The organism is Thalassospira sp. GO-4, from assembly GCF_023588965.1.
Lineage (GTDB): Bacteria > Pseudomonadota > Alphaproteobacteria > Rhodospirillales > Thalassospiraceae > Thalassospira > Thalassospira povalilytica.
Window position 1 is genome coordinate 4489077 of the sequence record NZ_CP097807.1, and the last position, 15403, is coordinate 4504479.

The 15403-nt window shown below is 56.6% G+C and carries 12 protein-coding genes; 7 read left to right on the top strand and 5 right to left on the bottom strand.

What is annotated here, in order from left to right; translation table 11 throughout:
- Nucleotides 1-2 precede the first annotated feature (2 nt).
- The 3 genes from fdhF to fdhD all read left to right on the top strand — a co-directional run bounded on the left by fdhF (nucleotide 3) and on the right by fdhD (nucleotide 4008).
- Nucleotides 3-2882, top strand: coding sequence for a formate dehydrogenase subunit alpha (gene fdhF / locus M9H61_RS20405; protein WP_250282651.1), 2880 nt, complete (start codon nucleotides 3-5; stop codon nucleotides 2880-2882).
- Nucleotides 2883-2977: 95 nt separating this feature from the next.
- The gene (locus tag M9H61_RS20410; RefSeq protein ID WP_250282653.1) at nucleotides 2978-3202 is read left to right on the top strand and encodes a formate dehydrogenase subunit delta; all 225 of its coding nucleotides are present in this window, start codon (nucleotides 2978-2980) and stop codon (nucleotides 3200-3202) included.
- Nucleotides 3199-4008 (top strand): formate dehydrogenase accessory sulfurtransferase FdhD, encoded by an 810-nt coding sequence (gene fdhD, locus M9H61_RS20415; protein WP_101247822.1) that lies wholly within the window; start codon nucleotides 3199-3201, stop codon nucleotides 4006-4008. The genes M9H61_RS20410 and fdhD overlap by 4 nt, the downstream gene beginning before the upstream one ends.
- A 50-nt stretch (nucleotides 4009-4058) precedes the next feature.
- Here the strand turns inward: fdhD and M9H61_RS20420 are convergent, their stop codons facing one another.
- From M9H61_RS20420 to M9H61_RS20435, 4 genes are all read right to left on the bottom strand, one after another.
- Nucleotides 4059-5063, bottom strand: coding sequence for a LacI family DNA-binding transcriptional regulator (locus M9H61_RS20420; RefSeq protein ID WP_197460803.1), 1005 nt, complete (start codon nucleotides 5061-5063; stop codon nucleotides 4059-4061).
- Nucleotides 5064-5337: 274 nt separating this feature from the next.
- Nucleotides 5338-6828 (bottom strand): tripartite tricarboxylate transporter permease, encoded by a 1491-nt coding sequence (locus M9H61_RS20425; protein ID WP_068518446.1) that lies wholly within the window; start codon nucleotides 6826-6828, stop codon nucleotides 5338-5340.
- Between the two features lie 58 nt (nucleotides 6829-6886).
- On the bottom strand, nucleotides 6887-7312 hold the full coding sequence (locus M9H61_RS20430; protein WP_068518445.1) for a tripartite tricarboxylate transporter TctB family protein: 426 nt from the start codon (nucleotides 7310-7312) through the stop codon (nucleotides 6887-6889).
- A 161-nt stretch (nucleotides 7313-7473) separates the two neighbouring features.
- Nucleotides 7474-8520, bottom strand: a complete 1047-nt coding sequence (locus M9H61_RS20435; RefSeq protein ID WP_101247823.1) for an ABC transporter substrate-binding protein — start codon at nucleotides 8518-8520, stop codon at nucleotides 7474-7476.
- Nucleotides 8521-8870: 350 nt separating this feature from the next.
- Here M9H61_RS20435 and araD point away from each other — a divergent pair, with 350 nt between their 5' ends.
- The 4 genes from araD (at nucleotide 8871) to M9H61_RS20455 (ending at nucleotide 13953) form a co-directional block, all read left to right on the top strand.
- Nucleotides 8871-10616 (top strand): L-arabinonate dehydratase, encoded by a 1746-nt coding sequence (gene araD, locus M9H61_RS20440; RefSeq protein WP_068518444.1) that lies wholly within the window; start codon nucleotides 8871-8873, stop codon nucleotides 10614-10616.
- 92 nt (nucleotides 10617-10708) lie between these two features.
- Nucleotides 10709-11620 carry a dihydrodipicolinate synthase family protein gene (locus M9H61_RS20445; RefSeq protein ID WP_250282654.1) on the top strand — a complete coding sequence of 304 codons (912 nt, stop codon included), beginning with the start codon at nucleotides 10709-10711 and terminating at the stop codon, nucleotides 11618-11620.
- 28 nt (nucleotides 11621-11648) lie between these two features.
- The gene (locus M9H61_RS20450) at nucleotides 11649-13163 is read left to right on the top strand and encodes an aldehyde dehydrogenase (NADP(+)) (RefSeq protein WP_250282656.1); all 1515 of its coding nucleotides are present in this window, start codon (nucleotides 11649-11651) and stop codon (nucleotides 13161-13163) included.
- Between the two features lie 64 nt (nucleotides 13164-13227).
- A complete protein-coding gene (locus tag M9H61_RS20455; RefSeq protein ID WP_068517025.1) occupies nucleotides 13228-13953 on the top strand; it encodes a ribonuclease activity regulator RraA in 726 nt (241 codons plus the stop codon).
- A gap of 99 nt (nucleotides 13954-14052) precedes the next feature.
- On the opposite strand, the gene M9H61_RS20460 is transcribed toward M9H61_RS20455, so the two are convergent.
- Nucleotides 14053-15306 (bottom strand): ROK family transcriptional regulator, encoded by a 1254-nt coding sequence (locus M9H61_RS20460; protein ID WP_250282658.1) that lies wholly within the window; start codon nucleotides 15304-15306, stop codon nucleotides 14053-14055.
- Nucleotides 15307-15403 lie beyond the last annotated feature (97 nt).

Below are 15403 nucleotides of genomic sequence, written 5' to 3' on the forward strand. Positions count from 1 at the left end.
CGATGTCCTTGATCAAAGAAGTCGACTACGGAACTCCTGCCGCCAAATCCGAAAAAACCGTCACGCTGACCATCGATGGCAAGAACGTGACCGTGCCCGAAGGCACATCGGTTATGCGGGCCTCGATGGAAGCAGGCATTCAGGTGCCCAAACTCTGTGCGACCGACATGGTCGATGCATTCGGTTCCTGCCGTTTGTGTCTGGTCGAAGTCGAAGGCCGCAACGGAACCCCGGCATCCTGCACCACGCCGGCGGCAGACGGCATGGTGGTCCACACCCAGACCGAGCGGCTTAAAAAAATCCGCAAAGGGGTGATGGAACTTTATATCTCAGATCATCCGCTTGATTGCCTGACCTGTGCGGCCAATGGTGATTGCGAACTTCAGGACATGGCGGGTGCGGTTGGCCTGCGCGATGTGCGTTATGGCTATGACGGCGGCAACCATGTCGAGGTCCGCCAGAATGGCGAAGAAAATCCGCGCTATATGGCAAAGGATGAAACCAACCCGTATTTCACCTATGACCCGTCGAAATGCATTGTCTGTTCGCGCTGTGTGCGGGCCTGCGAAGAAGTGCAGGGCACCTTTGCCCTGACCATCGAAGGTCGCGGTTTTGAATCCCGTGTGTCACCGGGCATGCACGAAGATTTCCTTGATTCCGAATGCGTATCCTGTGGTGCCTGTGTTCAGGCCTGCCCGACCGCAACGCTTCAGGAAAAATCGGTCATTGAAATCGGTCAGCCCGAACATTCGGTCGTTACCACCTGTGCCTATTGCGGGGTTGGCTGTTCGTTCAAGGCCGAAATGCGCGGCGAGGAACTGGTGCGTATGGTCCCCTATAAGGATGGCCGGGCCAACCGGGGGCATTCCTGTGTGAAGGGGCGCTTTGCCTATGGCTATGCCAATCACAAGGACCGCATCCTCAACCCGATGATCCGCGAAAATGTCAATGATCCCTGGCAGGAAGTCAGTTGGGAAGAAGCCCTTCGCTTTACTGCTGACAAGTTCAAGGGCATCCAGGCCAAATACGGCAAGGGTGCGTTGGGCGGGATCACGTCATCGCGGTGCACGAACGAGGAAACTTTCCTCGTTCAGAAACTGATCCGTGCCGGGTTCGGTAATAACAATGTCGATACCTGTGCGCGTGTCTGTCATTCGCCAACCGGGTATGGCCTTAAAACCACCTTTGGGACATCGGCCGGGACGCAGGATTTTGATTCTGTCGAACATACCGATGTGGTCATCCTGATCGGGGCCAATCCGACCGACGGGCATCCTGTTTTTGCCTCGCGTTTGAAAAAACGTCTGCGTCAGGGGGCTAAACTGATCGTGATTGATCCGCGCCGGATTGACCTGGTCCGTTCCCCGCATATCGAAGCTGTCGCGCATCTGGCGCTGCGTCCGGGCACCAATGTCGCGGTTCTGACGTCACTTGCCCATGTGATTGTGACCGAAGGCCTGTTTGACGAAACGTTTGTGCGTGAACGCTGTGACTGGGATGAATTCCAGGATTGGGCAACATTTGTTTCCGATCCGCGCCACAGCCCCGAAGCCATTGCGGGTGTCACCGGTGTTGATGCCCAGACCATGCGCGAAGCCGCACGGGCCTTTGCCACGGGGGGCAATGGTGCGATCTATTACGGGCTTGGCGTGACCGAACACAGTCAGGGGTCAACCACCGTGATGGCAATTGCCAACCTTGCCATGGCGACCGGCAATATCGGCCGTCCGGGCGTTGGCGTGAACCCGCTGCGTGGTCAAAACAACGTGCAGGGTTCCTGTGACATGGGATCGTTCCCGCACGAATTGCCGGGCTATCGCCATATTCAGGACAGTGCCACCCGCGATATCTTTGAAGATATCTGGGGGGTTAAACTTGATGACGAACCGGGGCTTCGGATCCCTAACATGCTTGATGCCGCTGTCGAAGGCACGTTCAAGGGCATCTATATTCAGGGCGAGGATATCCTGCAATCCGATCCCGATACCAAACATGTGGCAGCCGGTCTTGCGGCGATGGAATGTGTTGTCGTCCACGACCTGTTCCTGAACGAAACCGCGAACTATGCCCATGTGTTCCTGCCCGGTTCGACCTTCCTTGAAAAGGACGGCACATTCACCAACGCCGAACGCCGCATCAACCGCGTGCGCAAGGTGATGACGCCAAAGAACGGCTTTGCCGATTGGGAAGTGACCCAGAACCTTGCCCGTGCGATGGGCCAGAACTGGAATTACACCCATCCGTCACAGGTCATGGCCGAAATTGCGGCAACCACGCCAAGCTTTGCCAATGTGACCTACGACCTTCTGGAACGCGAAGGTTCGGTGCAATGGCCATGCAATGACAAGGCCCCGCTGGGGACACCGGTCATGCATATGGATGGTTTCGTACGCGGCAAGGGCAAGTTCGTGGTGACCGAATATGTCGCTACCGATGAACGCACCGGGCCGCGCTTCCCGCTGCTTCTGACGACCGGCCGTATCCTGAGCCAGTACAATGTGGGCGCACAGACCCGGCGTACCGAAAATACCGCCTGGCACAAGGAAGACCTTCTGGAAATCCATCCCCATGATGCCGAACAGCGCGGCATTCGCGAAGGCGACTGGATCCGCCTTGCATCGCGATCGGGCGAAACATCCCTTCGCGCCACCATTACCGATCGTGTGGCACCGGGCGTGGTTTACACCACATTCCACCATCCCGGGACACAGGCCAACGTGATCACCACCGACTTTACCGACTGGGCAACCAACTGTCCGGAATACAAAGTCACCGCCGTTCAGGTTTCCGCATCAAACGGACCATCCGAATGGCAGGTGGAATATGATCGTCAGGCCGAACAGTCGCGCCGGATCAAACCGCGTGTCGATGCCGCCGAATAGGATGCCCTGCCAGATATTGTGCTATACTCCCTTGCGCACAGTATCTGGCAAATCCTGTATCCGTAAAAAAGACCATAGCCAAAGAGTAATGAACAATGGCACCTGACAAGCTTGTCTATATGGCCAATCAGATCGCGACATTTTTCAAATCCAAACCCCACGAAGAAGGGGTGGCCGGTGTTGCCGGTCATATCAGCGATTTCTGGGAACCGCGTATGCGCAAACAATTGTTTGTCCTGATTGCGGACGGGTATGACGGGATTGACCCGCTTGTGCTTGAAGCTGCCCCGATGATCCGCAAGGTCAAGGAACCTGCATGACCCCCAAGCCTTCCGAGAACCGCATCCTTGACGGGCGCGATGTTGATCTTGCCCGTGCCATTTCGCGTGATGATGCCAATGACGATGCCCCGATGATGTTGCAGCCGGAAGTTCCGGCTGCATTGACTTTCAATGGCAAATCCCATGCGGTGATGATGGTGTCGCCCCATGATCTCGAAGATTTCATGATCGGCTTTGCCCTGTCCGAAGGCATCGTTGATGACATTTCCCAGATCACGCTGCGCGAAGTGCGCAAAACCCTTCAGGGCTATGTGATCGAAGCCGACCTGCATGAAGATGTGTTTGACCGTCTTGATGAACGTCAACGCACCCTTGAAGGCCGGTCGGGATGTGGTCTGTGTGGGGTGCAATCGCTCGAAGCCGTCGCGATGGACAAGATCGGCAAGGTCACGCCGGGCAATATGGCACAGGATGTCGTCTTGCAAGCCATCGACGCTTTACCCGATCATCAGACCCGCAACCGCGAAGGCGGCGGGCTTTTGCATGCCAGCGCCTTTGTCGATGTTAGCGGTAACATCAAGCTGGTCCGCGAAGATATCGGACGTCATAACGCCCTTGATAAGGTGCTCGGTGCGGTTGCCCGTCAGGGCATTGATACTGCCGGTGGCTTTGTGCTGATGACCAGTCGCTGTTCCTATGAAATCGTCACCAAAACCGTGCAATGCGGGGTGGGTGGGCTTGTGACCCTGTCGGGGCCGACCCTGACGGCGGTGAACCTTGCACGGCAGGCGGGGCTCACCCTGATTTGTCGCGAACGGCGCGGGCTGTTTCGCCGGTTTGCCTGATCCGCAAACTTGCCTGATCCGGTCGCGATCAGGTTGCGATCAGGTTGCGATCAGGTTGATGCGCGTTCGATGATTTCAAATCCGACATCGATTGATTTGGTCGGCAGCGGTTCGTTTTCGATCCGTGCCACCAGCGCCTCGGCGGCGCGTCGGCCAAGATTGGCGCGATTGACTTCGACCGTGGTCAGGGCCGGCAGGGTAAAGGGCGAAAAGTCTTGATTGCCAAAACCGAGAACGGCCATGTCTTGCGGTACGCGCAGGCCGCGTGCCTGCGCCTCGATCAGGATGCCATGGGCCAAAAGATCCGAACTGCACATGATGATGCCGTTGCGAAAACCTTTTTCCAGACCGGTGCTCAGGCCATTGCGGCCGCGTTCGATGGTCGCACCTGCTTCATAAAGCACTTCAATCGGCGCATTGCCGGTCATTTGTTTGAACTGACTGGCAAAGGAATCCTTGCGGCGCAGGGCGCGTTCATCACCGGCTGATACGATCAGTGCCTGCTGATAACCTTTGCCCGCCGCATAGCGCGCCATTTCCTCGCCGGCCTTGATGTGTGAAAAGCCGATACAGACATCAAGCGGGTTTTCCGTCGTATCCCACACTTCAATCACCGGAATACCGGCCCCCAGCAACATGCGTTTGCAGCCGGCCGAATGGTGGATGCCGGTCAACAGGATGCCGTCGGGGCGACGGCTGAGCATCGTGGAGACAACCGCCTGTTCCTCATCCTGGGAAAAGCCGGTTTCGGCCATCAGAACGTGATAGCCCGATCCGCGAATGACATTGATGAAATTCTGCATCAGATCGGCATAGATGACGTTGGTGATCGATGGCACAAGGGCCGCAATCAGTTTGCTGCGCCGTGATGCCAGCGCACCGGCGACCATATTGGGCACATATCCGGTCAGCTCGATCGCATCCTGGATGCGTTGAAGCGTCTTGGCGGAAACCTTTTTCGGGTCATTCAGCGCGCGCGATACCGTGACCTGCGAAACACCTGCTATCCGTCCGACGGTTTCCATCGTGACGGTGCCGCTTTTGATTTCGGCCATGGTGGTCTGGTCAGTATTTTTCGGCGCGAGTGACAAAGGGTTACGGTCTCTTGATCTGATGCCCGAACCGGGAATGGTCGGGCTTTGGTTTTGGTCCGACGTCAGCCAATCTGTTCTGCTTCGGACATTACATCAGCACAAAAAGGTGGGCAAGAAGCGCGGTCTGGCTCAGAACCACTTTACAGCACAGGGAGGGAGCTGTTGCTTCTTGCCCGATGGTGTCGTTGGGCGGCCGGGCTGCCGTGACAACCCGGCTATGGGCACGTATTCTGGTTTAGTCGGTCATGCGCTTTTTCTTGCGCGCGACAGAAATCGAAAACGCAATCGACAGCGCAATCAGGATCCACAGCAACACCGCGATCCAGCTTTTGGTAAAGAAGATCGAAAACGTGCCAAAGGATTCCAGGCTTTTGACGAAATAGATTTCCGCCGACGGTCCCAGAATAAACCCGATGATAAAGGGCGCAATTTCAAGCCGGATCTTGTGGGCGAGATAACCAAACAGGCCAAAGATCAAAAGCGTCCAGACATCAAACATCACCCCGTAATTGATGGTGTAGGCGCCGACCACACACATCATCAGAATGATCGGGAACAGGATGTTTTTCGGAACCGTCACAACCTTGGCCAGATGGCGAATGGCAAAGACCATCACCAGGAACATGATGATATTGGCAGCCAGCATCGCGATGATCATCGCATCCCACGTCACCGGATTGTTGCCGATAAACAGCGGGCCGACCTGAATGCCCTGAAGGGTAAAGGCACCGATCAGAATGGCGGTGGTGGAATCCCCGGGAATGCCAAGTGACAGCAACGGCACCAGTGCGCCGCCCGTCAAACCGTTATTGGCACTTTCCGATGCAATCACCCCGGCAGGTGCACCTTTGCCGAATTTTTCCGGTGTCTTGGAAAAGTTCTTTTCCTGGCTATAGGCAAGAATGGATGCCGCACTGCCGCCAACGCCGGGCAGAATGCCGACAAAGGTCCCGATCGATGACGACCGGATCAGGTTGACGATCTGGCCTTTGAAGACGGAAATCTTGAACGGCTTGCCGCCGATCTTTACCCCCGAAAGACCTTTTCCTTCTTTCATGCCTTCTTCGGCTTCGATCAGGATGGTGGCAAGGCCGAACAAACCGATCAGAACCGGCAAAAGCGAAAAGCCGCTTTCAAGGTAATATTCAAGGAATTCCGGCACCAGACGCAATTCACCATTGCCGCCGCGCGAAATGTCATAGGCCCCGATCAGGCTGATGAAAATACCCAGAAATCCACTGAAAATGCCGACCAGCAGGCTGTTGGAAAGGGCCGCCATCACGGTCAGGGCAAAGAAGATGATCAGGAATTTCTCGATATAGGAAAACTTGATCGCAAAGTCGGCCAGTGCCGGGGCAAACAGATAAAGCGCGGCAAGACTGATCAGGCCGCCAACCAGTGACGATGTGATCCCGATCTTGAGTGCGCGTTCGCCTTCGCCATTCTGGGTCATCGGGTACCCGTCAAGGGTGGTGGTGATCGATGACGGCGTTCCCGGGATGTTCAGAAGAATGGCCGGGACCAGACCGCCGGAAATACCCCCGACATAAAGCCCCAGCAAAAGTGCCAGACCGTTTTCAAGACCCAGCGAATAGGTCAGCGGCAAACAGACAGCAACCGCCATGGTCGCCGTCATGCCGGGAATTGCACCGAAGATGATGCCGATCACGGTGCCTGCGGCAACCAGCGCAAAGAACATCGGTGTCAGAATGGATAGGAGTTCCATGGTAAATCTCTTGGATCATACCGCGCCAAACAGGGACCAGAACCGGGTTCCGGTCGCCCTATGGCAGCGAAATATTGAAAAGTTCGGACAGGATGTACCAGACCAGGCTTGGCGCAATCAGCGCATTGGCGCCTGCGATCATCAATGTTCGACGGCTGCGCTCGTGAAGGTAAAGCGTGCTAAGCGCGAACAGATACGGGATCGAGCAAAGGTAAAATCCAAGTCCGGTATTGGGGAAAATGTCCCCGACTGCCGGCATGGCCATGAAATAGATCACGGTCAGGGCAATCGTACCAAAGAAACGCTTGTGGTCGATGCCGGCAGGCCACCAGTTGCCATTGCTAACCGTGGCAAGAATGGTGCTGCCGCGTGTGATCAGAATTGAAACGAAAAGAATTCCCAGGATCACGGCGATAATCGTCGGGAAAATCATATGCGACGTGTTGAAATCAATCGTCACATGAAAGGGGGAGTCAAACGACATGGGACGCCTCCGGATGTGCCTGTTTTTCCCCATGGTACTGATTTCCAACCAGGATGGAAATCATGTCGGGGTGTTATGGCGGGACGTGCGGGTGGAAGAATATCCATCCACCTGATCAGGCAAAAGTGGCCCGGCATTGATATGCCGGGCCAACCGGGAAGTTAGTTGGTTGCAATCGCGTCGATGACCTGGCGGTACTGGTCGCGTTTCGCCTTAAGGTAAGCTGCGGCTTCTGCCTGCGGCTTGTAGTTCGGAATGAAGAAGGATGCCTTCTGCGTTTTCTGGATCTCGCCTTCGGCATAGATTTCCTTCAGCGCATTGTCGATCGTGGCAATCTGTTCTGCATCCATGTCCTTGTTGAACAGGAAGAAGAATTCCTTGTCGAAGGTAAAGTCTTTCGACCCGTCAAACGTAACGCTGACATTCGGAGTGGTAAATGCCAGAAGTTCGTCACGGGTGGTGTCGCCCATGCCTTCCGGATTTGCCTGTTCAATGGTTTCTTCACGTGCGGTCAGCCAGATAAAGCGCATGGCTTTCTGGTCGTCATTGGCAAGCTGGGTGAACTGTTCGTTGGCCTGAACCGATCCGTTGATCACATCAGCCTGACCATCAAACATCAGCTGGTTTTTATCTGCCTGCGAACCGGTATTGACCGGAACGATGTTTGCTTCCGATCCCGGATGCATGACCTTGGCCGCATTTTTCATCGCCGAGAAACCGATCTCGGAAACGCCACCGGCCTGAATGGCAACGCGAACGCGCTGACCGGCAGCAGCTGCTGCAAACACGTCTTCCATCGACTGCATCGGCGAATTCTTGGCAACCAGATACGCATTGCCCGGATTGATCGCGACCGTCGGTCCGACAACGTAGTTTTCAAAGATATCGTCATAGCCGCGAACGCCATACAGGTTCGCAAGATAGGACTGATCATGGAAAATCATGATCGTGGTGCCGCGCGAATCGCGCTGCAATGCCTTGAATGCCTCGCCCGCGCCAACGGCATCAACCTTCACATTGATGTCGAGTTTCTTGGCAAGCGCTTCTGCAACAATGGCACTGTTCTGATAGGTGTCGCCACCGGTCGATTTCGACCCGATGACAAGGCGAACATTGCTTGGCAGGTCAGCAGCAGACGCCAGAACAGGCGTTGCAACCATGGCGGCAAAGCCGGCAGCGGCGGCGATGGATTTAAAAAGTCCGGTCATAAGATTCCTCCCGAATGACGCATTCCTGAATGGTGGGGATGTCCCCGTGATGCCTTCTGGTGTGGTTCCCATAAGGCGTTGGTGTTGCTTGTTCTTGTTGTTAGTCAGCTTGTAAACTTTCAAGCTTTATGTATGCGCATACATATTTTGATACATCTTGTTGCAAAGCCTGTCAATTGCTGAATCTCTCGGCGGTCTTGCGTAGGATAAATCTACCTTTTTGACATGTAAGTTTGCTTGACATCTTGTTAGTGTATGCGCATACATAAAGCATCAATCAAAAGTGCAGGTCGTCCTGGTCAAGCCGCTGGCGTTAAGATCAGGGACGATCGCGAGACGGGAGGAACGCCATGTCCGACAAAATCAAAAAATCCGCAGAAGATCTTAGAAGTGCGCGCTGGTTTGCGCCCGACGATCTTCGTTCGTTCGGGCATCGCTCACGCCTGATGCAGATGGGCCTTGATCCCGAAGACTGGACCGGTCGCCCGGTGATCGGCATCCTCAATACCTGGTCTGAAATTAACCCGTGCCATCTGCATTTCCGTGAACGTGCCGCCGACGTCAAAAAGGGCGTTCATCAGGCCGGTGGCTTCCCGGTTGAACTGCCGACCATTTCGGTCGACGAATCCTTTACCAAGCCAACCTCGATGCTCTATCGCAACCTGCTTGCGATGGAGACCGAGGAAATGATTCGCTCCCACCCGCTTGATGGCGTGGTGCTGATGGGCGGCTGCGACAAAACCACACCGGGTCTGGTGATGGGCGCGCTTTCGGCCGGTGTTCCGATGATCTATCTTCCGGCCGGTCCGATGTTGCGTGGCAACTATGCCGGTAAAATCCTGGGCTCGGGCTCGGATGCCTGGAAATACTGGGATGAACGCCGTGCCGGTAACATCAGCGACGAAGAATGGGTTGGTGTCGAAGGCGGGATTGCCCGTTCCTATGGTCACTGCATGACCATGGGCACGGCATCGACCATGACCGCAATTGCCGAGGCCATGGGCCTTTGCCTTCCGGGGGCATCGTCGATCCCGGCACCGGATGCCGGTCATATCCGTATGTCGACCCAGTGTGGTCGTCGCATCGTTGATATGGTGTGGGAAGACCTGACCCCGAACAAGGTCGTCACCCCGGCATCTGTGCGCAACTCGGCCGTGGTTGCGATGGCAACCGGCTGCTCGACCAATGCTGTTGTGCATTTGCTGGCCATGGCGCGTCGCGCCGGAATTAAAATCACCCTTGATGATCTTGATGAACTTGGTCGCACAACACCGCTGATCGCCAATATCCGCCCGTCGGGCAAGGGCGACTACCTGATGGAAGATTTCTTCTATGCCGGTGGTCTGCGCGCTCTGATGGCGCAGCTTGGTGACAAGCTCGATACATCGGTCACCACGGTCACGGGCAAAACCCTTGCCCAGACCCTCGAAGGTGCGACGGTTTATAATGATGATGTCATCCGCCCGCTTTCAAATCCGGTCTATCATGAAGGATCGCTTGCGGTTCTGCGCGGCAATCTCTGCCCGGACGGGGCGGTGATCAAGCCGGCGGCCTGTGATGAACGGTTCCGCAATCATCAGGGCCCGGCACTTGTCTTTGACAGCTATCCGGAAATGAAAAAGGCGGTGGATGACGAAAATCTCGATATCACGCCCGATCATGTGATGGTGCTGCGCAATGCCGGTCCGCTCGGTGGTCCGGGCTTCCCGGAATGGGGGATGCTTCCGATCCCCAAGGCCCTGATCAAACAGGGGCACCGTGACATGTTGCGTATTTCGGATGCCCGTATGTCGGGAACCTCGTATGGCGCTTGCGTGCTTCATGTCGCACCGGAATCCTATATCGGTGGTCCGCTTGCCCTTCTGAAAACCGGCGATATCGTCAAGCTTGATCTTGATAACCGTCGCCTCGACATGCTGGTCGACGAGGAAGAGCTAGAGCGTCGCCGTGCAGCCTGGCAAACGCCCGAGCCGCGCTATCAGCGTGGATATGGCTGGATGTTTGGCAAACATGTCACCCAGGCCAATGAAGGGTGCGACTTTGACTTCCTGTCGCCGGAATTTGGCGAAACAGCGGGCGAGCCGGATATTTTCTAGGCTTGCCGCAAACCATCATCAGAAACAGCAACGGGGCGTGATTTGCGCCCTGTTGCAATGACACGAACCAAATCAATCAGGGATATTGACCCATGGCACTTTCCAAAGCCGATCTGCGTGGCGTGCTGTCAGGTATTTCCGGCATTCTAGTCACCCCTTATGACGAGAATGGCGACATTGCACCGGCCAAGCTGAAACCAATTATCGACCGCGCGCTTGCGGCGGGTGTTCATTTTCCGGTGGTGAATGGCAATACCGGCGAATTTTACGCGCTGACCACGGCTGAGGCCATCACTATGGCCAAATCGGTCGCCGAAATGCTTGATGGTCGTGCGCCGATGCTGGCGGGTATCGGTCGTGGCGTACAGGATGCCTGCGCACTTGCCAAGGCATCCGCCGAAGCCGGGGCCGAAGCATTGATGATCCATCAGCCGCCAGATCCCTTTGTCGCCCCGCGCGGTGTTGTTGAATATATCAAACGCATTGCCGATGCATCGGGCGGGCTTCCGATGATGCTGTATCTGCGCAATGATGCGATTGGCACCAAGGCGATTGCCGATCTTTGTGCCATCGAAGGTGTGGCTGGTGTAAAATGGGCAACCCCGAACCCGATGAAACTGTCCGAGGCGATCAATGCCTGTGATCCGGAAATTGTCTGGGTCGGTGGTCTGGCGGAAACCTGGGCACCGGCATTCTATGCGGTTGGGGCGCGTGGCTTTACATCGGGGCTGATCAATGTCTGGCCGGAACGGTCCATGGCAATCCATGCCGCCCTTGAGGCCGGTGACTATGCCAAGGCCCGTGATCTGATCCGCGATATGAGCGCCTTTGAAGAAGTCCGCGCCGAAGAAATGAACGGTACGAACGTGACCGGTGTCAAAGCGGCCCTTAAGCTTCTTGGCGATGATTGCGGTGCGACCCGCCCGCCGTCGGCCTGGCCGCTGACCGATAAGCAGCATGACAAGCTGGTTGGCTTCATGCGTCAAAACAATCTTGTGAAATAAGCGGCCCCGCCGCACAGAGGAGACATCCATGTCCTATACCCTGACAGGAAAACATCTGATCGCGGGCGACTGGGTCGCCGGAGCCGCAACCTTCCAGTCCGAACCGGCCCACGGCCCGGCCAATACCTTCCCGGTCGGCACCCCCGATCTGGTCGATCAGGCCGCCAAGGCCGCCGAAGAAGCCTTCTGGACTTTCGGGTATTCCACCCGCGAAGACCGCGCCAGGTTCCTCAATACCATTGCCGATGAAATCGATGCGCGTGGTGATGAAATCACCGAAATCGGCACCCAGGAAACCGGCCTGCCCGAAGCCCGTCTTCAGGGCGAACGCGGCCGTACGGTTGGTCAGCTTCGCCTGTTTGCCAGCCACATTCTTGATGGTGCCTATCTGGATCGTCGCTATGACGAAGCATTGCCTGATCGTGCACCGCTGCCGCGTCCCGACCTGCGTTTGATGCAACGTCCGATTGGTCCGATCGCCGTGTTTGGCGCATCGAACTTCCCGCTGGCATTTTCGGTTGCCGGTGGTGATACCGCATCGGCACTGGCTGCTGGTTGCCCGGTCGTGGTCAAGGGCCATTCCGCCCATCCGGGTACCGGTGAAATCGTTGCCCAGGCCATTGATGCCGCGATCAAGAAATGCGGTGTCCATCCGGGCGTCTTCAGCCTTATTCAGGGTGGCAAACGTGATGTCGGTCAGTCGCTGGTTCAGCATCCGCTGATCAAGGCGGTCGGCTTTACCGGATCGCTTGGCGGTGGTCGTGCGCTGTTTGATCTGTGCGCATCGCGCCCGGAGCCGATCCCGTTCTTTGGCGAACTGGGTTCGGTCAACCCGATGTTCCTGCTGCCCAAGGCTGTTGCCGCACGTGGCGCAGAACTCGGCAAAGGCTGGGCAGGGTCGCTGACTATGGGGGCGGGGCAGTTCTGCACCAATCCGGGGATCGCGGTTGTAATTGATGGTCCGGAAGCCGATGCCTTTGTGAGTGCTGCCAAGGAAGCCCTTTCGGGTGTGGCGGCCCAGACCATGCTGACCGATGGCATGGCGGAAACCTATCGTGCCGGGGCAAAGCGCGTTGCCGCAACTGCGGGCGTGAAAGAAGTTCTGACCACGTCATGCGATCTGCGCAATGCGACGCCGTATCTGTTTGAAACCACCGGTGAAAACTGGCTTTCTAACCATGAACTGGGCGAAGAAGTCTTTGGTCCGCTTGGTCTGGTCGTGCGGGTCAAGGATGTTGCGGAAATGCGCACCATCGCCAAGGCGCTTGAAGGCCAGCTGACCTGCACGCTGCATCTTGATGCGGGCGATGCTGCCGATGCGCGTTCGCTTCTGCCGATCCTTGAACACAAGGCGGGCCGTGTTCTTGCCAATGGTTTCCCGACCGGTGTCGAAGTATCCGATACCATGGTCCATGGCGGGCCATATCCGGCATCGACCAACTTTGGCGCGACTTCGGTCGGGACCATGGCGATCCGCCGCTTCCTGCGCCCGGTTTGCTATCAGAACATCCCGACCGACGTGCTGCCGGCTGATATCGCGTAACCAACTGCTTTTTCCAAGATACCGCCCGGCGCAAAGCCGCCGGGGAAACCCACGGAGACAAATAATGAGTGACTATGTCCTGAGCAGTGCGACACGCGACAAGCTCAAGAAAATCAGCACCGCTTCGCTGTGCACGGCACTTTTTAAACGCAACCTGCGCAACCAGTTCATCCAGAACGTCCATCAGGTTGCCCCCAAGGACGAAAACATGGTCGGGCAGGCCTATACGCTGCGCTATATCCCGGCCCGCGAAGATCGCAACCCGATCGAAGTGTTCCGTGATCCCAAACATCCGCAGCGCGTGGCTGTCGAAGAATGCCCGCCCGGTCATGTTCTGGTGATGGATAGCCGCAAGGATGCCCGTGCGGCCTCTGCCGGCTCGATCCTTGTGACCCGCCTGATGAAGCGCGGTGTCGAAGGCATCGTGACCGATGGCGGTTTCCGTGATGCCGAAGGGATTGGCAAGCTTTCCATTCATTCCTATCACTCGCGCCCGTCCGCGCCGACCAACCTGACCCTGCACGAGGCCTATGACCTTAATGTGCCGATCGGATGTGGTGATGCGCCGGTCTTCCCGGGGGATGTTCTGGTCGGGGACAAGGATGGCGTTGTTGTCATTCCGGCCCACCTGGCCGATGAACTGGCCGAAGAATGCGCAGGCATGGAAAGCTTCGAGGATTTCGTTCTTGAAGAAGTTCTTTCGGGCAAGCCGATCATTGGTCTTTATCCGGCAACCAAGGATGAAACCAAGGCCAATTACGAAGAATGGCGCAAGAAGAACGGGCGTTGATTTCCGCCCGTTGCGTCACAGACAATACGTCGCAAACGACAAAAGCCGCTCCGATGGGGCGGCTTTTTCTTTGGTGGCCGGTTTTGCAAGCGGGTGCTGCTAGTTGGCGGTGGTTGCCTGAAACATGTTTTCATCATGACGCAACAGGCTTTGGCCAATCGCACCCTGAAGGGCAAGGTCCTTGTCCCAGGCCAGATGGGTGATTTCGGGGCCGCGGCGCAGTTCGGGAACCTGTGCCTGTTCAAGGCCGCGCATCAATTCCGGTTCCATCATGTCATAGGCGCGTGCGCCCGATCCGGTGATGAAAATCTGTTTGGGACCCAAAAGCGCGATCAGATTGGCAATGCCATATCCCAAAACCTTGCCCGCGTGGCGGAACAAATCAGCCAGGTCCTGATCCCCGGCACGGGCGCGCGCCACCAGATCCATCATCTGTTCTTCGCTTGGATGCAGGCTGTTGGTATCGGGCAGGTCAATCAGGCCACGGGCATCGCGCAATATGGCGTAATCCCCGATATAGGCTTCAAGACAGCCGCGTCTGCCACAATTGCACAGCGGCCCGTCGGGTTGATATTTGGTGTGGCCGAATTCGGCTGCTGTACCGAAATCGCCATTGTAAACCGACCCGTTCAGAACCAGCCCCATGCCGATGCCATAGCCCAGCATGATCACGGCAAAATCGCCGCCGCGATGCAGATTGGTGTTTTGGGAAATGGCGGTGGCAATACAGTTGGCATCGTTTGACATCTGCACAATCCCGCCAAACCGTTCGCCCAATGCCTTGGCAAGTGCGATGTTGCGATGGCGCAGGGCCGGGGACCAGATGATTTCGCCGCTATTGCTGTCGCACACCCCCTGAACCGCAAGGCTGATACCAACCGGTGGCCGGGCGGAAAAATCCTTATGCCGGGTGATGAATTCCTCAATCAGCCCGATCAGGGTCGTGACCAGACCATTTTCATCAAGATCGCGGGTGTTGATGCTGTGTTCCGAACTGCATTCAATTTCACCCTTGAAGTTGCCTAGGGCAATTTCGATCAGATTGATGGTGATCTTGACGCCAATCACACAGGCCGCATTGGGCACAAGATCAAGCAGCACCTTGGGGCGGCCGCGTGTTGATCCGCCATTTCCGCCACCATTGCCGGTCGCGTTTCCGTTCGCCGTTCCCTGACTTTCCTGCACCAGCCCCTGTGCCATCAAATCGGCGGTCAGGGATGTTACCGTTGCCGGGCTTAACCCGGTTGCGGTGCCGATATCAATGCGCGCAGCAGGGCCGTGAATGCGCAAATAGCGCAGAATGGCAATCTGTGACGGCTGGCGTGGGGTTTCGGCTTCTTTACGGCGGCTCATGAAGCGGATCTGCATCCTTTGAAATGGCGGGGCGGGCTTTGTGCGCGCCGCAGGATCGGGACGGATCGATGCCCGGTGGCATATCAATACGTCCTGA